The sequence below is a fragment of the Rhodococcus sp. C-2 genome (assembly GCF_027854095.1).
Taxonomy (GTDB): domain Bacteria; phylum Actinomycetota; class Actinomycetes; order Mycobacteriales; family Mycobacteriaceae; genus Rhodococcus_F; species Rhodococcus_F qingshengii.
The window spans coordinates 354,729-377,937 of record NZ_JAQGFI010000002.1 but is presented as its reverse complement, the minus strand read 5'-3'; the positions used below and the strand labels follow the sequence as shown (position 1 = coordinate 377,937).

General features: G+C 61.9%; 24 protein-coding genes. 18 read left to right on the top strand and 6 right to left on the bottom strand.

From position 1 onward, the window contains the following. Positions 1 to 423: 423 nt before the first annotated feature. Positions 424 to 660 carry a hypothetical protein gene (locus PCS43_RS05530; protein ID WP_007734072.1) on the top strand — a complete coding sequence of 79 codons (237 nt, stop codon included), beginning with the start codon at positions 424 to 426 and terminating at the stop codon, positions 658 to 660. Between the two features lie 136 nt (positions 661 to 796). On the opposite strand, the gene PCS43_RS05525 is transcribed toward PCS43_RS05530, so the two are convergent. The 3 genes from PCS43_RS05525 to kstD all read right to left on the bottom strand — a co-directional run bounded on the left by PCS43_RS05525 (position 797) and on the right by kstD (position 5,201). Next, the gene (locus PCS43_RS05525) at positions 797 to 2,560 is read right to left on the bottom strand and encodes a cholesterol oxidase substrate-binding domain-containing protein (RefSeq protein ID WP_042449392.1); all 1,764 of its coding nucleotides are present in this window, start codon (positions 2,558 to 2,560) and stop codon (positions 797 to 799) included. Between the two features lie 69 nt (positions 2,561 to 2,629). Next, complete coding sequence (locus PCS43_RS05520; RefSeq protein ID WP_042449393.1) at positions 2,630 to 3,487, bottom strand: MaoC/PaaZ C-terminal domain-containing protein; 858 nt, start codon at positions 3,485 to 3,487, stop codon at positions 2,630 to 2,632. Continuing rightward, positions 3,477 to 5,201 (bottom strand): 3-oxosteroid 1-dehydrogenase, encoded by a 1,725-nt coding sequence (kstD, locus tag PCS43_RS05515; protein WP_270923000.1) that lies wholly within the window; start codon positions 5,199 to 5,201, stop codon positions 3,477 to 3,479. The genes PCS43_RS05520 and kstD overlap by 11 nt, the downstream gene beginning before the upstream one ends. Before the next feature lie 115 nt (positions 5,202 to 5,316). Between kstD and PCS43_RS05510 the strand changes: the two genes are divergently transcribed. The 6 genes from PCS43_RS05510 to PCS43_RS05485 are packed head-to-tail and all read left to right on the top strand — an operon-like array spanning position 5,317 to position 10,896. Next, positions 5,317 to 6,915, top strand: a complete 1,599-nt coding sequence (locus tag PCS43_RS05510) for an FAD-binding protein (protein WP_064443102.1) — start codon at positions 5,317 to 5,319, stop codon at positions 6,913 to 6,915. Between the two features lie 3 nt (positions 6,916 to 6,918). Further along, on the top strand, positions 6,919 to 7,704 hold the full coding sequence (locus tag PCS43_RS05505; RefSeq protein WP_209911334.1) for a 2-keto-4-pentenoate hydratase: 786 nt from the start codon (positions 6,919 to 6,921) through the stop codon (positions 7,702 to 7,704). An 8-nt stretch (positions 7,705 to 7,712) separates the two neighbouring features. Then, entirely contained in the window at positions 7,713 to 8,615 is a 903-nt protein-coding gene (locus PCS43_RS05500) for an acetaldehyde dehydrogenase (acetylating) (RefSeq protein ID WP_081557347.1), read from the top strand. Continuing rightward, the gene (gene dmpG / locus PCS43_RS05495) at positions 8,612 to 9,655 is read left to right on the top strand and encodes a 4-hydroxy-2-oxovalerate aldolase (RefSeq protein WP_007734084.1); all 1,044 of its coding nucleotides are present in this window, start codon (positions 8,612 to 8,614) and stop codon (positions 9,653 to 9,655) included. The genes PCS43_RS05500 and dmpG overlap by 4 nt, the downstream gene beginning before the upstream one ends. Before the next feature lie 3 nt (positions 9,656 to 9,658). After that, a complete protein-coding gene (locus tag PCS43_RS05490; protein WP_075832130.1) occupies positions 9,659 to 10,411 on the top strand; it encodes an SDR family NAD(P)-dependent oxidoreductase in 753 nt (250 codons plus the stop codon). Further along, entirely contained in the window at positions 10,408 to 10,896 is a 489-nt protein-coding gene (locus tag PCS43_RS05485) for a VOC family protein (RefSeq protein WP_070160499.1), read from the top strand. The genes PCS43_RS05490 and PCS43_RS05485 overlap by 4 nt, the downstream gene beginning before the upstream one ends. Here PCS43_RS05485 and PCS43_RS05480 read toward each other — a convergent pair. Further along, entirely contained in the window at positions 10,883 to 12,490 is a 1,608-nt protein-coding gene (locus tag PCS43_RS05480; protein ID WP_136471578.1) for an FAD-dependent monooxygenase, read from the bottom strand. The two genes, PCS43_RS05485 and PCS43_RS05480, sit on opposite strands and share 14 nt — an antisense overlap. A gap of 140 nt (positions 12,491 to 12,630) precedes the next feature. Between PCS43_RS05480 and PCS43_RS05475 the strand changes: the two genes are divergently transcribed. The 7 genes from PCS43_RS05475 to PCS43_RS05445 all read left to right on the top strand — a co-directional run bounded on the left by PCS43_RS05475 (position 12,631) and on the right by PCS43_RS05445 (position 17,831). Next, positions 12,631 to 13,107 carry an HIT family protein gene (locus PCS43_RS05475; protein WP_054826824.1) on the top strand — a complete coding sequence of 159 codons (477 nt, stop codon included), beginning with the start codon at positions 12,631 to 12,633 and terminating at the stop codon, positions 13,105 to 13,107. A gap of 171 nt (positions 13,108 to 13,278) precedes the next feature. Further along, entirely contained in the window at positions 13,279 to 14,454 is a 1,176-nt protein-coding gene (locus PCS43_RS05470) for an alkane 1-monooxygenase (RefSeq protein ID WP_003945652.1), read from the top strand. Further along, on the top strand, positions 14,451 to 14,621 hold the full coding sequence (locus PCS43_RS05465) for a rubredoxin (RefSeq protein ID WP_007734092.1): 171 nt from the start codon (positions 14,451 to 14,453) through the stop codon (positions 14,619 to 14,621). The genes PCS43_RS05470 and PCS43_RS05465 overlap by 4 nt, the downstream gene beginning before the upstream one ends. A gap of 30 nt (positions 14,622 to 14,651) precedes the next feature. Then, positions 14,652 to 14,843 carry a rubredoxin gene (locus PCS43_RS05460; protein ID WP_007734094.1) on the top strand — a complete coding sequence of 64 codons (192 nt, stop codon included), beginning with the start codon at positions 14,652 to 14,654 and terminating at the stop codon, positions 14,841 to 14,843. After that, positions 14,843 to 16,099, top strand: a complete 1,257-nt coding sequence (locus PCS43_RS05455; protein WP_209911339.1) for an NAD(P)/FAD-dependent oxidoreductase — start codon at positions 14,843 to 14,845, stop codon at positions 16,097 to 16,099. Before PCS43_RS05460 ends, PCS43_RS05455 begins: the two co-directional genes overlap by 1 nt. A gap of 74 nt (positions 16,100 to 16,173) precedes the next feature. Then, positions 16,174 to 16,800 carry a TetR/AcrR family transcriptional regulator gene (locus tag PCS43_RS05450; protein WP_007734097.1) on the top strand — a complete coding sequence of 209 codons (627 nt, stop codon included), beginning with the start codon at positions 16,174 to 16,176 and terminating at the stop codon, positions 16,798 to 16,800. A gap of 197 nt (positions 16,801 to 16,997) precedes the next feature. Continuing rightward, a complete protein-coding gene (locus PCS43_RS05445) occupies positions 16,998 to 17,831 on the top strand; it encodes a hypothetical protein (RefSeq protein ID WP_007734098.1) in 834 nt (277 codons plus the stop codon). Between the two features lie 73 nt (positions 17,832 to 17,904). On the opposite strand, the gene PCS43_RS05440 is transcribed toward PCS43_RS05445, so the two are convergent. Both PCS43_RS05440 and PCS43_RS05435 read right to left on the bottom strand, forming a co-directional pair. After that, positions 17,905 to 18,276: a hypothetical protein gene (locus PCS43_RS05440; RefSeq protein ID WP_007734099.1), complete on the bottom strand. Its 372-nt coding sequence runs from the start codon at positions 18,274 to 18,276 to the stop codon at positions 17,905 to 17,907. A 2-nt stretch (positions 18,277 to 18,278) separates the two neighbouring features. Next, positions 18,279 to 19,439 (bottom strand): Rieske 2Fe-2S domain-containing protein, encoded by a 1,161-nt coding sequence (locus tag PCS43_RS05435; protein ID WP_209911342.1) that lies wholly within the window; start codon positions 19,437 to 19,439, stop codon positions 18,279 to 18,281. A gap of 195 nt (positions 19,440 to 19,634) precedes the next feature. Here PCS43_RS05435 and hsaA point away from each other — a divergent pair, with 195 nt between their 5' ends. The 4 genes from hsaA to hsaB are packed head-to-tail and all read left to right on the top strand — an operon-like array spanning position 19,635 to position 23,182. Continuing rightward, positions 19,635 to 20,810 (top strand): 3-hydroxy-9,10-secoandrosta-1,3,5(10)-triene-9,17-dione monooxygenase oxygenase subunit, encoded by a 1,176-nt coding sequence (gene hsaA, locus PCS43_RS05430; RefSeq protein ID WP_039973406.1) that lies wholly within the window; start codon positions 19,635 to 19,637, stop codon positions 20,808 to 20,810. A gap of 10 nt (positions 20,811 to 20,820) precedes the next feature. Further along, positions 20,821 to 21,699, top strand: a complete 879-nt coding sequence (hsaD, locus tag PCS43_RS05425; protein ID WP_003945808.1) for a 4,5:9,10-diseco-3-hydroxy-5,9,17-trioxoandrosta-1(10),2-diene-4-oate hydrolase — start codon at positions 20,821 to 20,823, stop codon at positions 21,697 to 21,699. Next, complete coding sequence (gene hsaC / locus PCS43_RS05420; protein WP_003945585.1) at positions 21,699 to 22,601, top strand: iron-dependent extradiol dioxygenase HsaC; 903 nt, start codon at positions 21,699 to 21,701, stop codon at positions 22,599 to 22,601. The genes hsaD and hsaC overlap by 1 nt, the downstream gene beginning before the upstream one ends. After that, entirely contained in the window at positions 22,598 to 23,182 is a 585-nt protein-coding gene (gene hsaB / locus PCS43_RS05415; protein ID WP_003945677.1) for a 3-hydroxy-9,10-secoandrosta-1,3,5(10)-triene-9,17-dione monooxygenase reductase subunit, read from the top strand. The genes hsaC and hsaB overlap by 4 nt, the downstream gene beginning before the upstream one ends. Positions 23,183 to 23,209: the final 27 nt, after the last annotated feature.

Genomic DNA, 23,209 nt, shown 5'->3' with positions numbered 1-23,209 from the left:
CCGGAATGGCTCGCTTCTTTCGCTGAACGGACGGGGCCCCCGGCGCGAGGAGCGCCGGGGGCCGGATGGGGTTGAACTTACTTACATAACTGCATTCTTTCGAACTTCCGGACTCGCACAAGACATCCGGTAGCCGCTTTGAAGGGGGGTGCCGGGTCCGACTACACACTCACACACGAATTCGGCCCCGGCACGTCCCTGCCCTGCGGTACTGCTTGCGGGTAGTTCATCTCTCCCGCATCTCTTGACTCGTTCCTTGCTACGAGAAAAAAGATACAACAGCCTCGCGAGAATGTCTACCCTGACCGCTGTAGATATTTTGTTGCGAACATTCTAGGTGTTGATATTCAGGAACAGCCTGGTCGCCGGGGGGTGAGAGCGCTCAATGTGAGTCATAGGAGATGGATCTGGGACAATGCTCCGATGCGAAATACCCCGAAGTCCGAGTCGTTGTTGCGCGCCCGCGCGGAGAGGGAAGAGCGCACCGGCTCCTCCGAGCATCCAGCTGGTGGCGCGCCGAACCCCGGAGAGGACTCGTCGTCGTCCGAGCCGGGGGCACGCAGCGACAGCGCCACGATTCGGTCGGCTCGGTCCGAGCTCTCAACTCACGCCAGGGCAGTGGAAAGTATGCACGAGGCGATCCATCCTGATCGCGATTGAGGCAGCTGCCTCGTCGGGATGCGGGGGGACTCCTTCATCCCGCTCACTGCAACGCACGACGGCCGCCGCACTCCCGAAAGTAAAGGGAGTGGCGACGACCGTCGAGTTGTCAGAGTGTGCGCTCAGTACTTGAACCTCAAGGCAGCAACTGGTCCAGGAAGGTGTTGCTGAAGACCTTGTGCGGATCCAACGCGTTGAATGCGGCGTTGGCGGTGTCCCAGTTGTCGCTCGATGGGACGCCGTCGCGGTAGGTCTGGGGGAGGCCCTGGGTGATGATCGGGGTGTCGGTGTACGGCTTGTCGGGGCCGAACGCCCAGCCTTTGGACCACTCGGGGCGGAAGGTGGCGTCGTTGTTGTTGTAGTGATTACGCATCCACTGTTCCATTTCGCGGTAGAACGCGAACATGCCGGGGGTTCCGGGGACGCCGAGGACGTTGAGCCAGATGGCGGTGTCCCATTCCGGATGGTCGGGGCGAGGGCGCATGGCCGAGATGGTGGGGGCGCCTGCCGAGTCGACCTCGACCTCGGATGGTTGATCGAGGCCGCAGCAACGGATTTCGACGGGGCCGTTGAGGGGGAACTGTCCGATGGAGCGGTAGTACTCCATGCGGCCGTTGAACCACTGGGTGAAGTCGTGGATGACCTGGCCGATGTTGGCGCGCGAGGTGATGACGGCTCCGCCGCCCTCGGTCAGGCGCAGGGTGGTGGCCCGGATGTAGAACTGGACGTCCTTGGACCATCCCCACAGGTCGTTGGAGAACGTCGCGGCGAGTCCGGCAACGGTGGTGGCGTACATGATCTGCCCGAATGCCGGTGCGATGCCCGGGTTTCCGGAGTTGATCTGGCCGATCATGTCGGTGACCGGCTCCGGGAGGTTGTCGGAGAAGATGTAGTTGTACGGTCCGGTCACCTCACGCGAGAACGGCGGCTTGGTGGGGGCAAGTGACCACACCTTCATCCACGGGCGTTCGGTGAAGGGGTACCAGATTGCTTCTGCGCGACCGTTTTCGCGGACGAACTTCTCGAACGTGCGTCCGGACGCTCCGCGGGCGCCGAAGAGTTCCTGCCAACCGATGTCGGTGTGGCTGACGCAGCGCATGCGGTAATTGGGGGCGGCCTGCAAGGTGACGGAGGTGAGGAAGGTGCGTCCGAGGTGAGTCAGCAGCGGCTTGATCGCCGCGTCGCTACGCGCGTACGTCTTCAGTGCGTACTCGCTGCCGTTCCAGACCACTGCGGTCAGGGAGGTGACGAGGTTGGAGAGTGAGCCGAAAGTCTGTCCGGGAACGTGTGCTTCGCCTTCGGCGGGGAGCGCTGCGCCGTGAGCGTCGACGGCGAGGCAGCCGGCAATGGTCAACACACCCGGCGCCGGCAGGTTCGCGAACCCGAGGCCCTGTGCCTGCAGTGCGGTGGTGATGGCGTCGAGGGTCGCGCCGGGTCCTGCGGTGACGGTGGCTGGGCTGCCACCGGCGTTGACGGAGACGCCGGTGAGGTGGACCGTGGTGTCGGCGAGGATGACCTTGTCGACCGGCGCACCGTTGACGATGGTCAGCGGCGTCCAGCCGTGCATGGCACCGCGGGGACGAATGGTGTAGCCGTTGGCATGGCCCCAGTTCGCGAGGCGGACTACGTCTTCGGGCGTCTTGGGCGAACAGGTCCAGATCGCGTCGAGCATGATCTCTTTGGACCAGTTCTGATATGCCTGCTGGTACAGCGCGATGCCTTCGGGGAAGGCAGGCGGCGGTGTGAGGGTGGACACGGGACCGCCCGCGGAGCCGGAAGAGCCGGCGGGGACGGCGTAGGCCGGCGTCCAGCCGGCGAATGCGGTCGCTGCCACGGCGCCGGCTCCAGCGGCCATGAAACCTCGTCGGGACAGTCGGAACTTTTCGTCTTGTGCCGTCATCTTCGGGCTACTCCATCGGGTTCGAGAACTACGGTGAGTTCTAACAGGTGGGTATCAGACAGGTTGGTATCAGACAAGAGTGAGAACTACGTCAGCCAGGGCAGGAGCTTCGCGCTCCAGTACAGAAGCTGAGATCAGGAGTCGCCCATTGTCTTTCCAGATCTGGATACTCAAGTTCTCGCCGGGAAATACGACCCCGGCAAAGCGGGCCCGAAATCCGGCTACCCGACTGCTGTCGCCGTCGAGCATGGTATCCACTGCGGTCTTGCAGACCATTCCGTAAGTACACAGTCCATGCAGGATAGGCGCTGGAAAGCCTGCCGCGGAGGCGAATTGCGGATCCGAGTGCAACGGATTCCGATCACCACACATCCGGTACAGCAAAGCCTGCTGTGGAAGCACAGGCGTCACCACTGTCTCATCTGCTTCGCGATCCGGAAGCGTAATCGACTCCGACGGACCACGTTCACCCCCGAAACCACCCTCGCCGCGGGCGAAAATGGACGAGCGAGCTGTCCACAGCGGGTTGCCCTCGGCGTCAACCGTGACGGATTCCTGCACGATCACCGCGGCCTTGCCCTTGTCCCAGATCTCGGCGATTCGAGTTGTGGTGCGGCCACTTCCACTTGCCGGGATCGGCTGATGGACAGTCACTTCCTGGCTTCCGTGCACCACCTTCGCCAGATCGATTTCGACGCCGGGGAACGACACCTTCGGTGCTTCGGTGGCGTGGAAGTTGGCGGCGACGGTGGCAAAGGTGGGTAGTACCTGAGGCTTTTCGTCGTCGAGGTACCGAAGCTCGTTCGGATCAAGCGGACGAGCACCTGCCCCCAGTGCCAAGTGGTAGTGCTGCACGTCCGACGGGGTCCACGAGAACTCTTGTGGCGCAAGCTCGGCGCCGAGTGCGATCTTCGGATCAATTGGCATGGTCGACCGCCGTCTTTTCAGCTGCAGGTGCTTCGGTTGTCTCGGCCTTCTTCGCACGCTCGACGATGTCGAGTACGGCCAAGTAACCGAAAGTCATTGCGGGACCGATGGTCGCGCCTGGTCCGGCGTAGGTGTGGCCCATGACCGGAGCGCTCGCGTTGCCAGCCGCGTAGAGGCCGTCGATGACGCTTCCGTCTTCGCGTAATGCTCGGCCGTTGACGTCGGTGCAGATTCCGCCCTTGGTGCCGAGGTCACCCGGAACCATCTTGATGGCGTAGAACGGAGCCTTGCTGATTTCGGCGAGGCTGGGGTTCTTCAGTCGGGGATCGCCGTAGTACGCGTCGTAACCACTGTCACCGCGTCCGAAGTCCTCGTCCTTGCCGTTGCGCGCGAAGCCGTTGAACCGATCGACGGTTTCGGTCAGCGATGCGACGGGAAGCCCTGTCTTCTCTGCCAATTCGGCGATGGTTCCCGCCTTGACCACGATGCCGGCCTTGAGCCAGCGGCCGGGGAAGGGGGAGCGGGGAGTGATACCGGCAAACGTGTAGCGGTTGCGGTAGCGCTGATCGAGAATCATCCACGTCGGGATGTTCTCGCCGGGGCCCTCGCCCTGACCGTACTCACCGCCGTACATCGCATGGGTTGCCTCGACGTACGGAGCCGCCTCGTTGCCGAAGCGCTTGCCCGACATGTTGACCATCATGCAGCCCGGGAGGGTGCGCTCGGAGAGAGCGAACCACGGTCCGCCGGTCAGCGGAATGGACGGGCCCCACCAGACGTCGTCCATGAAATCGACTGCAGCGCCCACTTCTTGGCCTGCGCGGATACCGTCGCCGGTGTTTGCCTTCGCGCCGACGGTCCATTCGGTGCCGATAGGTGCGCGCTGGTACTTCTCACGCATTTCCTTGTTGTGCTCGAATCCGCCGGATCCCAACACGACTCCGTGGCGAGCGCGGATGACCTGCTCCTCGCCGTCGACGATGACGTTGACGCCGCGAACTGCGCCGTCTTCGGTGTACAGGGAGGTCAGCGGGGTGTTCAGCAGGATGGGTACTCCGGCGGACTGAAGTCCGAGTCGAATACCGGCGACCAGTGCCTGGCCGCGAACCAGCAGATCCTTCTTGGTGGCCTTCGCTGCGAGGAATCGCATGCCGACCTTCATGGCGCGCAGGGGTCCGCGAGGATTGCGCATCAGCAGGTTGAGCCACTTGTAGTCGGCCTGGGTGATGACGAAGTTCTTGGGGGCCTTGACGTAGTCGGGCTCGAGGTTCTTGCGGTCGGCGCCCAACTTGTTGCCGTCGAACGGGGTGGGCTCGACACTGCGGCCACCGAGGCGTCCGCCGGGTGCTTCCGGGTAGTAGTCGGAGTAGCCGGGAACCCACTGCAGCTCGAGCGGGCTGTTCTTCAACACGAACGAGAGCATCTCGGGACCGCGCTCGAGATAGGTGTCGATGCGTTCGGGAGCGACAACGTCGCCGATGATGCTGTGCAGGTAGGAACGTGCGGCCTCCGGTGTATCGGTGACACCGTCCGCTTGAAGTGCCTCGTTGTTGGGGATCCAGACCCCACCACCGGAACGGGCGGTCGATCCGCCGTAGTGGGCGGCTTTCTCCACGATGACCACACTCAAGCCCTGGTGGGCTGCGGTCAAGGCCGCTGTCATACCTGCGGCACCACTGCCGACGACGACGATGTCGTATTCCTGCTTGCTCATGTAGAACACGTTATAGAATGATGGGGGTGTCAGTCCATGCTTTCTGCCAGGAAGTATTTCCGGACGTTGTCATTGATAACGAAACACGTTGCAGTGAGATTGAGGATGGTGCGGTGTGACCTGGGATACTTCGGTTGACGTCCTTGTGGTCGGGTTCGGTGTGGCGGGCGCCAGTGCGGCGCTCGAAGCTGTAGCGGCCGGTTCGTCGGTTTTGGCAATCGACCGAGCACTCGGTGGTGGTGCCAGCACGATTTCCGGAGGAATCTACTACGCCGGCGGCGGCACCGTGATTCAAAAGGAAGCCGGTGTCGAGGACAGTCCCGAAGCCATGCTCGCCTACCTGAACCGCGAGGTCGGTGACGCGGTGACGCCGCAGACTCTGCGCCGGTTCGTCGACGAGAGCCCGGCGTCGATCGACTGGCTGCGCAGTCACGGCGTGCCGTTCGAGGCCTCACTCTGTCCGTACAAGACGTCGTACCCGAGCAACAAGCACTACCTCTACTTCTCGGGTAGCGAATCGGCCGGCGGGTTCCGTGACATCGCAAAACCTGCTCCGCGTGGTCATCGCGCCAAGGGGCGTGGCACGTCGGGAAAGATGCTGTACGGCCCGCTCGCGAAGTCCGCGGAGGCGAAGGGCGTCCAGTTGCTCGGCCAGACGCGAGCGGACCGGCTGATCATCGAGGACGGCCGGGTGATCGGTGTCGAAGCACTGACGCTGCGTGACGCACCCGCCGGAGTTCGTCGCCGTCACGCGACGCTCGGGTCCTTGTCCTCCAAGCCCGGCGTCTACGCACCGCAGTTGCGCACGATTCTCGACGCACTGATCGCGAAGATCGAGAAGAAGCACGCCAAGCGGATTCGTATCCAGGCACGCGGCGGCGTGATCCTCAGCGCCGGCGGCTTCGTGTCCAATCGCGAGATGATGCGTACCCATGCTCCCGCCTACAAGGGCGGTATCCCGCTCGGCACCTCCGGGGACGATGGCAAAGGCATCAACCTCGGTGTCGAAGCCGGGGGAGCCACCGACAAGCTCGGCAATGTGTCCGCCTGGCGATTCATCGTCCCGCCGAGTGCTTTTCTCGGTTCCATTTTGGTGGGTGAATCCGGTGCGCGAATCGTCGACGAGTCCCGTTACGGTGCCGCTCTCGGTCAGGCGATGGCGGAGAAGAGCAGCGGAATCGGTTGGCTGCTGGCAGATTCCGAACTCGTTCGCGAAGCGAAATCGCAGATAAGTGACCAGTCGATGTGGTTCCAGCGGGTACAGACCACCGGAATGATGCGTACTGCATTGCGTGGCAACACCATTGCCGAGGTCGCCCGCAAAGCGGGGATAGACGTCGCCGGCCTTCAAGCCACCGTCGACGCGCACAACTCCGCTGCCGCTGCCGGACAACCTGATCCGATGGGTAAACCGTCGGACTTCGTCAGGCCGATACTGTCTGCGCCGTTCACGATGTACGACGTCTCGATCAAGCCCAACATGATGAATCCGTGCCCGATGCTCACGCTCGGTGGATTGGTGGTCGACGAATCGTCCGGCATGGTGAAAAACGAGGCCGGGGAGGGTATCCCTGGTCTGTACGCCGCCGGCCGTACCGCGGTCGGTATCTGTTCCAACTCGTATGTGAGCGGCTTGTCGCTCGCCGACTGCGTATTCTCCGGACGACGAGCCGGTCAGCACGCAGCCGCATTCTCCACAGTCGGAAAGGCCTGAACGATGCTCTCGACGCAGATCCGCGGCGAACTTGCCGACCATCTTGATTCGGCGGAACGGGATCGCGCTCCGATCAGCCCGCTGATCGCCACGTATCCGGACATCGACGTCGTCGACGCCTACGAGATCCAGCTCATCAACATCCGGCGTCGTGTTGCCGGTGGCGCAAAGGTGGTCGGACACAAGGTCGGACTCTCGTCACTGGCGATGCAGCAGATGATGGGCGTAGACGAGCCAGATTACGGTCACCTGCTCGCCGAGATGGAAGAGTTCGAGAACCGTCCGGTCGACACGTCGCGCTTCTGCTTCCCGCGCGTCGAGGTGGAGGTCGCCTTCATTCTGGGAGCAGATCTGCCGGGCGCCGGGTGCACCGAACAAGACGTCATCGACGCTACTGTCGCCTATGCGCCGTCCATCGAGTTGATCGACAGCCGGATCAAGGACTGGAAGATCGGCCTCTCGGACACCATCGCGGACAACGCGTCCTCCGCCGGGTTCATCCTCGGCAAGGAACGAGTTCGCCCGTCGGACATCGACATCAAGGCCATCGACGCGGTGCTGACCTGCAACGGGGAGCGGATTGCGGAGGGGCGCAGCGATGCGGTTCTCGGTAACCCGGTCACCGCTGTCGCGTGGTTGGTGCAGAAGGTCGACACGTTCGGAGTTCGGCTCAAGGCCGGCGACATCGTTCTGCCGGGTTCGTGCACGCGAGCGATCGACGCTCATCCAGGCGACAACTTCCGAGCCGAGTTCAGCGGCCTCGGTTCCGTCTCTCTTCAGTTCACGTAGGAGTAGTCATGACCAAGGCAAGTGTGGCGATCGTCGGATCGGGAAACATCAGTACCGATCTGTTGTACAAACTGCAGCATTCCGAGTGGCTCGAACCGCGATGGATGATCGGAATCGATCCCGAGAGTGAAGGATTGGCGCGCGCCCGCAAGATGGGACTCGAGACCTCCGCCGAGGGCGTCGACTGGTTGCTCAGCCAGGCGGAGAAACCGGACCTGGTCTTCGAGGCGACGTCGGCATACGTGCACCGCGAGGCAGCACCACGCTACGAGGCCGCCGGTATCCGTGCCATCGACCTGACGCCGGCCGCGGTCGGCCCGGCTGTGGTTCCGCCCGCGAACCTGCGTGAGCACCTGGACGCACCCAACGTCAACATGATCACCTGCGGTGGGCAGGCAACCATTCCGATCGTCTACGCGGTATCACGTGTCGTCGACGTGGCGTACGCCGAGATCGTCGCCTCGGTTGCATCGTTGTCCGCCGGCCCGGGAACTCGCGCGAACATCGATGAGTTCACCAAGACCACCAGCCGCGGTATCGAGACCATCGGCGGCGCACAGCGCGGCAAGGCGATCATCATCCTCAACCCCGCGGACCCGCCGATGATCATGCGCGACACAATCTTCTGCGCTATCCCCGAAGACGCCGATCAGGCCGCGATCACCGACTCCATTCACCGCGTCGTCAAGGACATCCAGCAGTACGTGCCCGGCTACCGGTTGCTCAACGAACCGCAGTTCGACGAACCGAGCGTCGTTTCCGGTGGCTATGCAACGGTCACCACGTTCGTCGAGGTCGAAGGCGCAGGCGATTTCCTGCCGCCGTACGCGGGCAACCTCGACATCATGACGGCAGCAGCCACCAAGGTGGGCGAGGAAATCGCCCAGAAGCTTCTGAGTGTGAAGGCATGAGCGACATGATTCATTTCGATTCGAGCTGGGACATCCGCGTCACCGACACATCGCTGCGCGACGGCTCCCACCACAAGCGTCATCAGTTCACCGTCGACGAAGTACGAGCCATCGTCGGTGCCCTCGACGGAGCCGGAGTGCCGGTCATCGAGGTCACTCACGGCGACGGCCTCGGCGGGTCCTCCTTCAATTACGGCTTCTCGAAGACTCCCGAGCAGGAACTGATCAAAGCTGCAGTCGAGACGGCGACCAACGCGAAGATCGCCTTCCTAATGCTGCCCGGATTGGGCATCAAGGACGACATCGTCATCGCACAGGACAACGGTGCGTCTATCTGCCGCATCGCAACTCACTGCACCGAGGCAGACGTATCCATCCAGCACTTCGGCCTCGCGCGTGAGCGTGGACTCGAAACAGTCGGATTCCTCATGATGGCTCACTCGATTCCGCCGGAGAAGCTGGCCAAGCAGGCTCGCATCATGGCCGACGCGGGTTGCCAGTGTGTGTACGTGGTCGACTCCGCCGGCGCACTTGTGCTCGAGCAGGTATCCGATCGCGTCGAGGCGCTGGTTCAGGAACTCGGCAACGACGCTCAGGTCGGCTTCCACGGACATGAGAACCTGGGCCTGGGCGTCGCCAATTCCATTGCGGCAGTTCGTGCGGGAGCCAAGCAGATCGACGGTAGTACCCGTCGGTTCGGTGCCGGCGCCGGCAACGCCCCGGTCGAGGCCTTCGTCGGTGTTTGCGACAAGATCGGCGTCAAGACCGGTATCGACTTCTTCGCCATCGCCGATGCAGCCGAAGATGTTGTGCGCCCGGCAATGCCGCAGGAATGCCTGCTCGATCGTCAAGCACTGATGATGGGCTACGCCGGCGTGTACTCGAGCTTCCTCAAGCATGCCGAGCGTCAGGCCGAGCGGTACGGAGTGTCGTCCGCGGAGCTGTTGGTGCGCGCAGGTAAGCGCAAGTTGGTCGGCGGACAGGAAGATCAGTTGATCGACATCGCGCTGGAACTCCAGCGCGAAGCAGCGGCTTCCTAGGTCATGGCAGACGTACTGGCCGGAAAAGTGGCCTTGGTGACCGGCGCGTCCTCAGGGTTGGGGCGCGCCGTCACCGAGATTCTCCACCGCAGGGGCGCACAGGTTTTCGGTATCGCCCGCGACAAGGAAAAGCTGCGACAGTCGATGGTCGAGGTGGTTGGCGCGGATGGAGAGCGTCGTTTCGCGGCGACGGACGTCTCGGATTCCGCTCAGTGTGATGCGGCCGTGCAGGCGTGCGTCGACGAACTCGGTGGTATCGACATCCTCGTCAACGTGGCGGGATCGCACTCGCTTCGTCATACGGCGGATATTGCGGATTCCGAATGGGCACATGACCTTGCGGTCAATCTGAACGGACCGTTCTTCCTTTCCCGAGCAGCACTGCCGCACTTGCTGGAACGGGGCGGCAACATCGTCAACGTCTCCTCGATCGCGGGGCTGGAAGGGCAGGCGTACTCGGCTGGATACTGTGCTGCCAAGCACGGACTCATCGGACTGACCCGAGCGATGGCGATGGAGTTCACCGGAAAGTCTCTGCGTGTCAACGCAATCTGCCCCGGCGGCATGATGACTCCTCAAGTTACCGGATTCACCTTCCCCGACGGAGTCGACTTCGACCTCGTCATGAAGGTTGCCTCGCCGCGTGGCTTGATGGAAGCCGAGGACGTTGCGAAGATGGTGGCTTTCGTTGCCTCCGACGACGCCGCGGCGATACACGGGGCCGTCTACTCGGTGGACAACGGAAAAATGGCATGACCCCGTTGGTCTCGGGACCGATCTTCCAGATCTGCTGGGTGGTCGAGGAGATCGAGGCCGCCGAACAGGAGTTCACTCGGCAGTGGGGAGTGGAGCGATGGCTACGTATGCCAGACATCGCCTTTGGTCCCGAGACCACAACGTATCGAGGTGAGCCCGCGGACTATGTCGTTCACGTGTCGATCGGATATGCGGGCAGCCAACAGCTCGAGTTGATCCAACCAGTGTCCGGACGCAACCTGTACACGGAGTTCCTGGAGACTCACGGCGTCGGAGTTCATCACATGGCTTGGGTTCCAGGCGATTACGAGGCGACGTTGCTCGAGGCCGAGCGTCGCGGAATGTCGGTGGTGCAACAAGGTCGGGTAGAGGGCGTCGGCATGGAGTTCTCCTACCTCGATGCCGGGCCGTTGGGTGGATACGTCGAGTTGATGAAGCTCTCGCCCGAGATTCGGTTGATGTTCGCTTCGCTCATTCCTGATTGACGGCAAATACTTTCGTGAAGTAGTCGGAAACGTTCTCCGGGTGACCACGGAATCCGAGGTAGCCGTCGGGGCGAATGACCAGCGCCGCCGTACCTTCGACCCCATACGCGGCGCACAGTTGCGAGGCGTTGTCCTCGATGATCGGCACCAGCGAGTCGACGGTCACGGTTCCCGGTGGCACTATCGCGTAGACGTCCAGCAAGCCGTGCGCTGATCGAATTGCGGCGTCGGCGACCTTCTCCAAGCTGTTGATGCTCTCCGCGGATCCGTCCGAAGTCAGCAGTAACGTGTGGTCGACTCCGGACAGCAAGTCGAACAACCGAATTGGATACTGCACACCGTCTCGGCGCATTCCGCGTGCATCGGGTGCACGCTCGCCCGGTTGAACGTGTGGACTCGAAGAATTACGCCCGGTGTTCAGCGGACTCTCCGAGTAGTCGATCAACAATTGAGCCTGGCGCCGCATTGCCGTGTCGATGGAGGACTCTCCCGAACCGATTCCTTCTCGAGCATTTCGGACCGTCATCCCGACGACTTCTTCACCGACCGGCCGCCTTTCGGCGTCGTAGGTCTCGAGAAGATCCGCTTTCGCAACACCTTTGACGGCGAGCGCTATCTTCCACGCAAGATTGTGGGCGTCCTGGATCCCGGTGTTCATGCCCTGCGCGCCAGTCGGGGGATGGATGTGCGCGGCGTCGCCGGCGACAAAAACCCGTCCGCGGCTGTAAGCGTCGACGATGCGGTGGCTGATGCGGAAGACCGAGGACCATCGCAGCATCGAGGCGGTTGTCGGTTCTGGGGACAGTCTGTCGAGCACAGCCTGGATGTGATGGAGTTCAGGTGTCTTTCCGGTTGAAAAACCGTGTTGTACAGCGGCTTTGTTCGACGATTCGTCCGGCATCAACTCGTCCGGAACGAGCATCGACATGCGGTACCGCTTGTGTCCGGGAAGTGGGATGCAGACGAGTAGGTCGTCGGTGGTTCCGTCGTCGGCGGTGTGGTTGGCGCGGACGGAGTAGCCGCTGGGTATCGACCAGTCGACTTCGACGTCGCCGAGCATGTAGCTCTCGGCAAACGCGCCGCCCTCGAAGCTCAGGCCCAGCCCTTTGCGGACCACGCTGTGCGCGCCGTCGGAACCCACCAGGTACCGGGCTGTCACAGTGCTGCCGTCGCTGAGGGTGCAGGTGACGGCGTCGTCGGACTGTTCGAATGCAGTGAGGCCGACTCCGCGTTCGACGGTTGTTCCCAACTCGGTGAGGCGCTCGGTGAGGATGCGCTCCGTCGAGTACTGAGGCAGGCAGAGAAACCAGTAAGGAACGTCGTCGGGGAGGGTGAGGTCGACGCGGCCGACCTCGACGCCGTTCGTGTACATGATCTGACCGCGCATCAATGTCGAGGCGTCGAGTGCCTGGCGGAGCACCCCCATGTTCTCGAAGAGTTCGAGAGTGCGTGGCTGAATCCCGACTGCTTTCGCGTATTGCCGCGGTTCGTCGAGGGGGTCGACTATTCGACAGGAGATACCGCGTCTGCGCAGCTCGATCGCGGTGGTCAATCCGATCGGGCCGGCGCCCGCTACCAATACGTCGGTATCCATGAGGACCCACTCACGTCGGGGACAGTCGGTCATTTAAGTATGGGTACGCGAACTTTTGTTTTGGGGAAATTCGCGCAGATCGGGCATTTTGGGGCTTTCCACACGGGTCGCAGACGTTGAGGTCGTGGGAAGATCGCGACGTGAAGGCAGGCGAGTTGCATCATGAGCCGCCGGGGTACCGGTGCCCGTTCTGTCGCTTCGCGCTGGGCGAGTTCGACGAGCACAACGCGTCGACCGACCTGGTTGCTCGAACCGACCACGCAATCGCTCGGATTTCCCCGAAGTGGTGGCCGGGCAACCCCGGCCACGTACTTGTGTCGCCGATCGAGCACTTCGAGAATCTCTACACTTTGCCCACGAGCGTCGGGCACTCGGTTTTCGACCTGGTTCAGGCCGTGGCTGTTGCAATTCGTGAAGCCTACGGCTGCGACGGCGTCTCGACCCGGCAGCACAACGAACCGGCGGGCAACCAGGACGTCTGGCACCACCACGTCCACGTATTTCCGCGATACGAGGACGACCACCTGTATTCCCGGCATGGCGAGGCGGCCTACGTTCCGCCTGAGGCGCGAGCGCCTTTCGGCGCACTTTTGCGCCCTCGATTCCTTGAACGCTGATCTGCCGCCACATCCTAGTGATGTACAAATCTGCGTGTTTGTAAAACTTTTACCTCAAAAATCGTTGACAAAACGCCATCATTTGTCCACTCTCTATACATAGATGTTGTTCGTGTCGCGGATTACCGCGCAGGACGCACTCACTGATCCGAACGAGAACTGGAGAATTCGATGGCGGCGTTGGTGTACACCGAGCCAGATGGTCGGCTCGCAACTTGGAGAGACCGGAAACGCTACTTGTGGCTGCTGGCGCTGATTCCGTCATCGGCAACTTTCATCGCCGTGGGGCTTGTTACCGCCACCGGATGGAATGTCTTCTGGTGGACCGGCCCACTGATCGCGTTTGCTCTCATTCCCGTCATCGACATCCTGGCGGGTGAGGACGGGAAGAATCCGCCCGACGAGGTGATCGACGAACTCGAGAACGACCGCTTCTACCGGTGGTGCACCTACGCCTATCTGCCGCTGCAGTACACGGCCTTCTTCCTGTCCTGCTACATCTGGGCGCGTTGGGATTTGAGCGTTCTCTCCAATATCGGACTCGCAGTGACGATCGGTGTGACGGCCGGAATCGGCATCAACACAGCCCATGAACTCGGGCACAAGAAGGAGAGCGTCGAGCGCTGGTTGTCCAAAATCGTTCTCGCACAGAGTGCTTACGGTCACTTCTACCTCGAGCACAACCGTGGCCACCATGTGCGAGTGTCGACTCCGGAAGATCCGGCGACCTCGCGCTTCGGTGAGACCCTCTACGGTTTCTGGCCGCGCAGCGTCGGCGGGGGATTGAAGTCGGCGTGGCATCTCGAGAAGACGCGCTTCGAGCGTTTGGGCACCACGCACTGGAGCATCAAGAACGACGTGCTCAACGCCTGGCTCATGTCGGTTGTTCTGTTCGGTGTCGCGCTTGCAGTGTTCGGGATCGGCATCGCGCCGTACCTCGTGATCCAGGCGTTCATCGGGTTTTCGCTGCTCGAAGCGATCAACTACCTTGAGCACTACGGACTCCTACGTCAGAAAACCGCAAGCGGACGGTACGAGCGATGCACGCCGGCGCACAGCTGGAACAGTGATCGCATCTGCACCAACGTCTTCCTTTATCACTTGCAGCGGCACAGCGATCATCATGCGAATCCGACACGGCGCTACCAAGCGCTTCGCAGTATGGAAGAGGCCCCTCAGCTCCCGAGCGGCTACGCCAGCATGATCATGCTCGCAACAGTCCCGCCCCTGTGGCGCAAGGTGATGGACCACCGCGTTCTCGAGCACTACCGAGGTGACATCACCCAGGTCAACATCGCGCCGAAGAAGCGGGCCAAGATCCTCGCAGCCTACGGGGTGAACGCATGAACGCCTACATCTGCCCGATCTGCGACTACACGTACACCGAATCGACAGGCGCTGCGCGAGAAGGCTTTCCGCCCGGCACGCCGTGGTCGAGTATTCCGGACGACTGGTGCTGCCCCGACTGCGGCGTCCGCGAGAAGGTCGACTTCACCCTCGTCACGCAATCCTGATCGAAATACCCACCGGTGAAAGGAAAACCGATGTCCGAGACTGCCACTGCTTACAAATTGTTCCGCTGCCTCCAGTGCGGGTTCGAATACGACGAAGCGATCGGCTGGCCCGACGACGGTATCGAGCCGGGTACTCGCTGGGACGAGATTCCCGAAGACTGGTCCTGCCCTGATTGTGGTGCCGCCAAAGTCGATTTCGAAATGGTGGAGGTGGACCGCTGATGACAGCGGTCAGCGAGCCCGACACACGCACCGTCGTGATCGTGGGCACGGGCATCGCCGGTTCCGGTGCCGCGCAGGCCCTGCGCAAGGAAGGGTTCGGCGGCAGCATCATCCTGATCGGCAGCGAACCTGAGGAGCCGTACCGCCGCCCGGCGCTGTCGAAGGAGCTACTGTCCGGGAAAGCGTCGTTCGATCGGGTTCGGTTGCGGCCGTCGACTTTCTGGAACGAGCAGGGTATCGATCTTCGGATCGGCGCAACTGTCACGAGTATCGACACAGATTCCCGCACAGTACTTTTAGCCGACGGTGACAGCATCGACTACGACGTTCTGATTCTTGCCACGGGTGGACGGTCCCGACGGTTGGCCGCGGAAGATTCCGAGCGCGTTCACTATCTTCGAGATATCGCAGACATGCGACGCTTGCAATCCCAGCTGATCGAAGGATCCTCGCTATTGGTGATCGGCGGTGGCTTGATCGGATCGGAGGTGGCGTCAACGGCACGCGACTTGGGTTGCAGTGTGCAGGTTCTCGAAGCGCAACCGGTGCCCCTGTCCAGGCTGCTTCCACCGTCGATAGCGGAGAAGATCGCCGCGCTGCACGCCTCGGCGGGCGTCGCCTTGCAGACGGGAGTCGACCTCGAGACGCTCACGACGGGTGCCGACGGCGTCACCGCACGTGCGCGTGACGGACGCGAGTGGACAGCGGAGTTGGCCGTCGTCGCAATCGGATCCTTGCCCGATACCGATGTGGCTGCTGCTGCGGGTATTGCGGTGGACAACGGGATTACGGTAGACCGATACCTCCGGACCTCCGTCGTTGATATGTACGCGATCGGCGATGTGGCCAGCGTGCCCAACGGTTTTCTCGGCGGCATGCACCGTGGTGAGCACTGGAACACTGCGCAGGACCACGCAGTTGCAGTTGCCAAGACCATCGTCGGGAAGGAAGAACCCTTCGAATCCGTCCCTTGGAGTTGGTCGAACCAATTCGGCCGCAACATTCAAGTAGCGGGTTGGCCAGGCGCGGACGACACCGTGATTGTTCGAGGAGACTTGGACTCCTATGACTTCACTGCGATCTGCATGCGCGAGGGAAATATCGTCGGTGCTGTGAGCGTGGGCCGGCCGAAGGACATTCGTGCCGTCCGAACCCTTATCGAACGCTCCCCGGACATCAGCGCCGACGTACTCGCCGATACAAACAGGGATCTGACCGAACTTGCGGCGGGTCTTGTCGCCTCACCGGTGCTCTGAGTGCACTCGTGACTTCTGTGGCTTGCGTGTCCACCGTTTTGACACCGAGCACGGGCGATGGAAATCTTCCCGATATGTCCACCGCTCGTGCCCGTGTCCCGTACCACGAGGCAGCTCGTCAACTCCTCCGTGCGTCAGCGCTCGACGCCACACGCGAACTCTTGACCGAGAAATCGTGGAACGACATCACGATGGCGCATATCGCGGAAGCTGCGGGTATGAGCCGGCAGACGTTGTACAAGGAGTTCACGTCCCGCCAGGGATTGGCGTCCGGATACCTCATCCGTTTCGTTGACGAGTTTCTCGAAGAAGTGGAACGCGAAGTAACGCTGCATCATTCGGATCCGCGTGGCGCGGTCTCGGCTGCATTTCGTGCCTTCTTCGACGCCGGTGCCCGGGATCCGATGGTGGTCAGCATTGTCGGTCCCCGGCCGCAGCACGACCTGCTGAGTTTGGTCACCACTGACGGGACTCCGCTGCTCGAACATGCGAGCGCGAGGTTGGCCGAGATCTTCATGACCAGTTGGGCGAACGTCGACCGCATCCATGCCGAGATGTTCGGCAGCACGATAGTGCGTCTGGCGATCAGTCACGTGACGTTGTCTTTCGGTACCCCCGATCAGATCGCCGAGAACCTGGGGGAGATGTTCGGGCCGTTCCTCGATCAGGTCATCGGTTCGGGCACAGTCGAACCGAACTGAGCCGACAGGATCGATACGGTTTCCGGGCTAGGACGGAAGTTCGATCGAGCGTGATCGCCGTAGTTCTTTGGTGGGAAATATCGTCGTTATGTGTGAATCCGCGTCTCACTTCTCGGTAGCGTGCCGGGCGTAGATCGAGGTGCGATCCGCAGGGGGTGGCTCTCGTGAATTTCCGTCAACGGTGGAGGAATTCGAAGATGAAGAGCCGCAACAAATCTCGAGTGATGTCGACAGTCGCGCTAGTTGCAACATTTGTCATGGCCGGTGCAGGTGTGGCAATTGCCGACGAATCATCGTCAGGGTCTTCCGGCAGCGGATCGCTCGGTTCCTCCGGTGCGGCAGCGGTTGATCCGTTGACCTTCGACGGTTGGGGCACGTGCCCGATCGAGGATCTCGAGGTGACGACGTGCGCCAGCGTCGTAGTTCGCGGAGGGACCATGAAATTGGGCGCACTTTCGGTGCCGATCCCGGACGGAAGCCTCAAGGTTGCGGGCGGAGTGAAATACGCGACCCAGCCGGACAACAGTTTCGTCGAGACGTTCGTCGCCAAGCAGGACGGGTCCAACGGGGTCTATTCCAATCCGATTTCGGTACCCGGAGGTGCTCTCGGGATCGATACTCCGCTGGGACTGACTCAGATCAGCGCGACGGTGGAATCGGTGGGAGTCCCGGATCTGAAGGTTCTCGAGCAGGAACTCACCATGCCTGTTCGATTGAAACTGTCTAATCCCTTGCTCGGTGACGATTGCTACATCGGTTCGGTTTCGAATCCGATCAACCTTCACCTGACCACAACCGGAAACCCTCCGTCGGAACCTATCGGTGAGTTCCCCGGTGCAGTGTTCCCGGCAGTCCCACATTCGGATGCGGTGTTTGCGGCGCCGGGAGCCAGCGGGTGTGGACCGCTGGGTGCGCTCAACTGGGCCGTGAATCTACGCGGGGGAGTGCCGGCGGCCAGCGGAAAGAACTCTCTCACCACGTCGAGCGACGTCTACGCGGTGGCTGCACGAAAGGTGCGACCGCCTGCCTGACGGACGCGCAGGCGCTGGAACGTAAAACGAGGGCCGACCCGTGGTGGGTCGGCCCTCGTTCTGCACAATCAGGTCAGCTGACCTCGGGATCACGCACCGTGATGGTGCCGTCCCTAACCGCGTCGGCGATGCTGTCGTGCAGTTTCGGGCATCCGTCTTTCAATGCCGTCGACTGCCCGGAAGCAATTGCCTCTTTGAAGGTGTGGCAACGCAGCGCCGGGTCGGAAGTCCACTGCACGCTGGTGTGTTTGTACGTGTTCTTGCGAACCAGTACACACGCGCCGCATGCCTTGCAGTCGACTTCCTGCAGACCCGAGTCGAGGTATTCGTGCTTGTCCTCGATCGTCTGGGCCGCGATCGCCTCGAGCCGTTCCGTTTGCCCGGCAAAGTCCGGTGCCTTGGCCCAACGAGCCCACCGTGCGTCGGTTCCGATCGAGGCGCTCACGACTAGACCTCTGCTTCCTTCTTTGCCGCTTCTGTTGCAGCTTCCTTCTCGGCCTTCTGGCGTGCGAGGTTTTCCTCGACCTCGGCGTGCCAGGCTTCGTTTGCCTTGGTGGTGTCCACCTCGAACTCGAAGCGCTGCGTCATCTTCTCGGTGACGTCGGCCTTGTCCACGTAGAACTGCTCGTACCAGCGTCGTAGCTGGTAGACGGGGCCGTCTTCTTCGCAGAGAAGGGGATTCTCGATCTTGGTCTTGTTCTTCCAGATCGCGACGTCCTGCAGGAATCCCTCGCTGATGCCCTCGGTGAACTTGCCGGCCAACTTGTCGGCCATCTCGTCGGAGACACCCGTCGGCTTCTTCACCGTCACGCCCCACTGCAGCACGAACGAGTCCGGGCTGATCGGGTAGTGGCAGTTGATCAGAACACTCTCGACCTCGTATCCGCTGTAGCTGTTCCACAGGGGATTGACCATGTACGACGGTCCGTAATACGCAGCTTCGGAGCGAAGCAGCGTGTCGCCGCCGTACTGGGAGGCCATTCCGATGTCGGGACGGCCCGTGGTGTTGAGGTACTGAGTGGCGATCTCACCTTCGAAGACGTTCTTGAAGTACGTCGGGAAGGCGTAGTGGATGTAGTAGAAGTGCGCCATGTCGACCACGTTGTCGATGATCTCGCGGCAGTTGGACCCCTCGATGACCATGGAGTTCCAGGTCCAGTCGGTCCATTCGTCGCTGTACGCGCCCTCGATACGAGGAATCACGATCTCTTCGGGCGGCGGATTGCCCTCGGGGTCGTTCCAGACGAAGAGCTGACCGTTCTGCTCGAGGGTCGTCCACGCGCGGGTGCGTGCGAGCGGAGGCACGCGGCGGGCATAAGGAATGCCGGTGCACTTGCCGTTGCCGCCCCAGCGCCAGTCGTGGAAGGGGCAGGCGATGGAATCGCCCTTGACCTCGCCTTGTGTGAGGTCACCACCCATATGACGGCAGTATCCGTCGAGAACTTTGATGTCGCCCTTGCTGTCGGCGAACACCACGAGCTTCGTACCGAAAGCCTCGATCGCGTGCGGTTTGCCGTCCTTGAAGGTCTTCAGTAGACCCAGGCAGTGCCAACCGCGGGCGAAACGAGTTTGCACCGTTCCGACGTCGATCTCGCGAATCTGCGCCATTGTGACCTCACATCCCTTCTAGCTGTTAGTAGAACACGTTATAGAACTCGATCCGGTTCCGCCAGATTTTGGGGGCACTTGTTACAGCATTGCGGCCACAAACGGGACCTTTGTCAGCGTCTCGACAGAAAAGAGAACGTGTTCTAGTCTCAAGTGTAAGTGAACCAACCGATCGAGGAAGACGGGAGCGTCGAAGTGGGTAACCATGACAGCCACGAGGTGATGCAGAGGCTCGACGCACTACTGCCGGCACTGCGCGAGCGCGCACAGGAGACCGAGGATCTGCGTCGTATCCCCGACGAGTCCATCAAGGCTCTCCAGGAAACAGGCTTCTTCCGCTTGCTGCAGCCGAAGCAGTGGGGCGGATACGAAGCCGATCCGGTGCTGTTCTACTCCGCGGTCAAGAAGATCGCCAGCGCGTGTGGTTCCACAGGGTGGGTCTCCTCGATCATCGGGGTACACAACTGGCACCTCGCCCTCTTCTCTCAGCAGGCGCAGGAAGACGTGTGGGGCAACGACACTGACGTTCGCATCTCGTCCTCTTACGCCCCGATGGGTATGGGTGAAGTAGTCGAGGGCGGATACAAGGTCAACGGTGCGTGGGCGTGGTCCTCGGGTTGTGACCACGCCAGCTGGGCCGTTCTCGGTGGTCCGGTGTTCAAAGACGGCCGCGCGGTCGATTTCGTGAGCTACCTGATTCCTCGCGAGGACTACCAGATCGACGACGTGTGGAATGTGGTCGGCCTGCGTGGAACCGGCTCCAATACCGTTGTGGTCAAGGATGTTTTTGTTCCCAAGCATCGCGTGCTGAGCTTCCGGGCGATGAGCGAACTGACCGCCCCGGGCCTCGAGAACAACACCGCGCCGGTCTACAAGATGCCGTGGGGAACCATTCACCCCACCACGATCTCGGCGCCGATCGTCGGAATGGCTTACGGAGCTTACGAAGCGCACGTCGAGCACCAGGGCAAGCGTGTTCGCGCTGCGTTCGCCGGCGAGAAGTCGAAGGACGATCCGTTTGCCAAGGTGCGCATCGCCGAGGCATCCAGCGACATCGACGCCGCGTGGCGTCAGCTCTCCGGCAACGTCGCCGACGAGTACGCGTTGATCCTTGCGGGCGAAGAGGTTCCGATGGAACTGCGGCTGCGCGCTCGACGTGACCAGGTGCGCGCCACGGGCCGCGCGATCGCCTCGATCGACAAGCTCTTCGAGAACTCCGGCGCCACGGCGCTGCAGAACGGCACTCCTATTCAGCGTTTCTGGCGCGATGCTCACGCTGGTCGCGTCCACGCCGCCAACGATCCCGAACGCGCGTACGTCATGTTCGGAACCGGCGAATTCGGTCTGCCGATCACCGACACGATGGTCTAGAGGAGGCTCAGTGACAACCACCGAAGAAGCCCTCACCTACGAGTCCACTTCACGGTTCGCGCAAGTGCGCCCCGATCTGAAACTGCACTTCCACGAGGCGGGCGTCGGAAACGACAAGACCATCGTGCTGCTGCACGGCGGTGGCCCAGGCGCGTCGTCGTGGTCTAACTTCGCCCGCAACATTCCGGTGTTGGCGAAGAGCTTTCACGTCATCGCGGTCGATCAGCCCGGTTACGGGCAGTCCGACAAGCCGACGGAGCATCCGCAGTACTTCGTTCACAGTGCGTCGGCGCTCAACGATCTCCTGGACACGCTCGAGATCACCGGTCGCGTTGATCTGCTGGGCAATTCGCTCGGTGGTGGCGCTGCTGTTCGCTTTGCGCTCGACTACCCGGACCGTGCGGGTCGCCTCGTTCTGATGGGCCCCGGCGGTCTGAGTGTCAACCTGTTTGCGCCGGACCCCACCGAGGGCGTCAAGAACCTCGGAAAGTTCAGCTACCAGCCCACCCGAGAAAACCTCGAAGCATTCCTGCGGATCATGGTCTTCGATCAGAAGCTGATCACGCCGGAACTCGTCGACGAACGTTTTGCTGCCGCCAGCACTCCCGAGTCGCTGGCTGCGGCCAAGGCGATGGGTAAGTCCTTCTCCAGCGGTGACTTCGAGCTCGGCATGCTCTGGCGCGAGGCGTACAAGCTTCGTCAGCGTGTGTTGCTGATCTGGGGCCGTGAGGATCGGGTCAACCCTCTCGACGGCGCACTGGTCGCGCTCAAGATGATCCCGCGCGCGCAGCTCCACGTCTTCGGCGGTTGCGGTCACTGGGCGCAGCTCGAGAAGTTCGACGAATTCAACCGGCTCGCAACCGACTTCCTGCTCGACGGAGGTAAATGATGGGTATTCGATCTCTGGCGTACATGCGCATCGGGGCCACCGACATGGCTGCGTGGCGCGAATACGGACTCAAGATCCTCGGAATGATCGAGGGCAAGGGCGTCGACGCGGAATCGCTGTATCTGCGTATGGACGACTTCCCGGCGCGTCTTGTCATCGTTCCGAACGACACGGACCGTCTGCTCGTCTCGGGTTGGGAAACCGCGAATGCCGCTGAGCTGCAGGATATCCGTGACAGGTTGTCGGCAGCCGGTGTTCCGTTCAAGGAAGGCACGGCGGAGCAGCTCAAGGACCGTCGCGTCGTCGAGATGATCGCGTTCGAGGACACCTCGGGCAACTCCCTCGAGGTGTTCCACGGAGCTGCTCTCGAACACCGCCGGATCGTGAGCCCGTACGGGCACAGGTTCGTGACGGGTGAGCAGGGGCTCGGCCACGTCGTGCTCACCACCGACGATGACGATGCTTCGCTGCGGTTCTACCGCGACGTACTCGGATTCAAGCTTCGCGATTCGATGCGTCTGCCTCCGCAGATGGTCGGCCGGCCCGCGGACGGCGACCCGGCGTGGCTGAGGTTCCTCGGCTGCAACCCGCGTCACCACAGCTTGGCGTTCCTGCCGTTGCCCAACCCGACGGGCATCGTGCACCTGATGCTCGAAGTGGAGAACTCCGACGACGTCGGACTGTGCCTCGACCGGGCACTGCGCAAGAAGGTCAAGATGTCGGCGACTCTCGGTCGCCACGTCAACGACGAGATGCTCTCGTTCTACATGAAGACTCCAGGCGGGTTCGACATCGAATTCGGTTGTGAGGGGCTAGAGGTCGAGGACGAAAACTGGATCGCGAGGGAAAGCACGGCCGTGAGCCTGTGGGGTCACGACTTCACGGTGGGAATGAAGCCGTGAGTTCGCCCGACGCGTCGGTGAGTGCGGAGCAGGCGATCGATCCACGCCAGTTCCGCACGGTTCTCGGGCAATTCTGCACGGGCATCACCATCATCACGACAGTCGACGACGGTGAGCCTGTCGGGTTCGCATGTCAGTCTTTCGCGGCCCTGTCACTCGACCCGCCTTTGGTGTTGTTCTGCCCCACCAAGGGTTCTCGGTCGTGGGCGGCAATCGAGCGGACCGGTAAGTTCGCCGTCAACGTGTTGGCGGAGGAACAGCAGGCGGTGTGTGCTCGTTTCGGGTCACGTGAGCCGGACAAGTTCGCGGGCATCGATTGGACGCCATCGCCTCTGGGCTCGCCGATCATCGACAAGTCCCTTGCACACATCGACTGCACGGTGGAAACCGTCCACGACGGCGGCGATCACTACGTCGTCTTCGGTCGGGTGTCGTCGATGAGTGAGATCAAGACCGAACGCCCGCTGCTCTTCTATCGCGGGCAGTACACGGGCATCGAGCCGGACAAGACTGTTCCGGCTACCTGGCGTGACGATCTGGAAGCGTTCCTGACGACCACGACAGAAGATACCTGGCTGTAGGGGGCAAGCCCCCTGTGCGCCTTTTTA

Coding starts and splice junctions, on each gene's coding strand:
- PCS43_RS05530 (WP_007734072.1), top strand. CDS start 424: ATGCGAAATACCCCGAAGTCCGAGTCGTTGTTGCGCGCCCGCGCGGAG.
- PCS43_RS05525 (WP_042449392.1), bottom strand. CDS start 2,560: ATGACGGCACAAGACGAAAAGTTCCGACTGTCCCGACGAGGTTTCATG.
- PCS43_RS05520 (WP_042449393.1), bottom strand. CDS start 3,487: ATGCCAATTGATCCGAAGATCGCACTCGGCGCCGAGCTTGCGCCACAA.
- kstD (WP_270923000.1), bottom strand. CDS start 5,201: ATGAGCAAGCAGGAATACGACATCGTCGTCGTCGGCAGTGGTGCCGCA.
- PCS43_RS05505 (WP_209911334.1), top strand. CDS start 6,919: ATGCTCTCGACGCAGATCCGCGGCGAACTTGCCGACCATCTTGATTCG.
- PCS43_RS05500 (WP_081557347.1), top strand. CDS start 7,713: ATGACCAAGGCAAGTGTGGCGATCGTCGGATCGGGAAACATCAGTACC.
- dmpG (WP_007734084.1), top strand. CDS start 8,612: ATGAGCGACATGATTCATTTCGATTCGAGCTGGGACATCCGCGTCACC.
- PCS43_RS05490 (WP_075832130.1), top strand. CDS start 9,659: ATGGCAGACGTACTGGCCGGAAAAGTGGCCTTGGTGACCGGCGCGTCC.
- PCS43_RS05485 (WP_070160499.1), top strand. CDS start 10,408: ATGACCCCGTTGGTCTCGGGACCGATCTTCCAGATCTGCTGGGTGGTC.
- PCS43_RS05480 (WP_136471578.1), bottom strand. CDS start 12,490: ATGGATACCGACGTATTGGTAGCGGGCGCCGGCCCGATCGGATTGACC.
- PCS43_RS05470 (WP_003945652.1), top strand. CDS start 13,279: ATGGCGGCGTTGGTGTACACCGAGCCAGATGGTCGGCTCGCAACTTGG.
- PCS43_RS05465 (WP_007734092.1), top strand. CDS start 14,451: ATGAACGCCTACATCTGCCCGATCTGCGACTACACGTACACCGAATCG.
- PCS43_RS05460 (WP_007734094.1), top strand. CDS start 14,652: ATGTCCGAGACTGCCACTGCTTACAAATTGTTCCGCTGCCTCCAGTGC.
- PCS43_RS05455 (WP_209911339.1), top strand. CDS start 14,843: ATGACAGCGGTCAGCGAGCCCGACACACGCACCGTCGTGATCGTGGGC.
- PCS43_RS05450 (WP_007734097.1), top strand. CDS start 16,174: ATGTCCACCGCTCGTGCCCGTGTCCCGTACCACGAGGCAGCTCGTCAA.
- PCS43_RS05445 (WP_007734098.1), top strand. CDS start 16,998: ATGAAGAGCCGCAACAAATCTCGAGTGATGTCGACAGTCGCGCTAGTT.
- PCS43_RS05435 (WP_209911342.1), bottom strand. CDS start 19,439: ATGGCGCAGATTCGCGAGATCGACGTCGGAACGGTGCAAACTCGTTTC.
- hsaC (WP_003945585.1), top strand. CDS start 21,699: ATGGGTATTCGATCTCTGGCGTACATGCGCATCGGGGCCACCGACATG.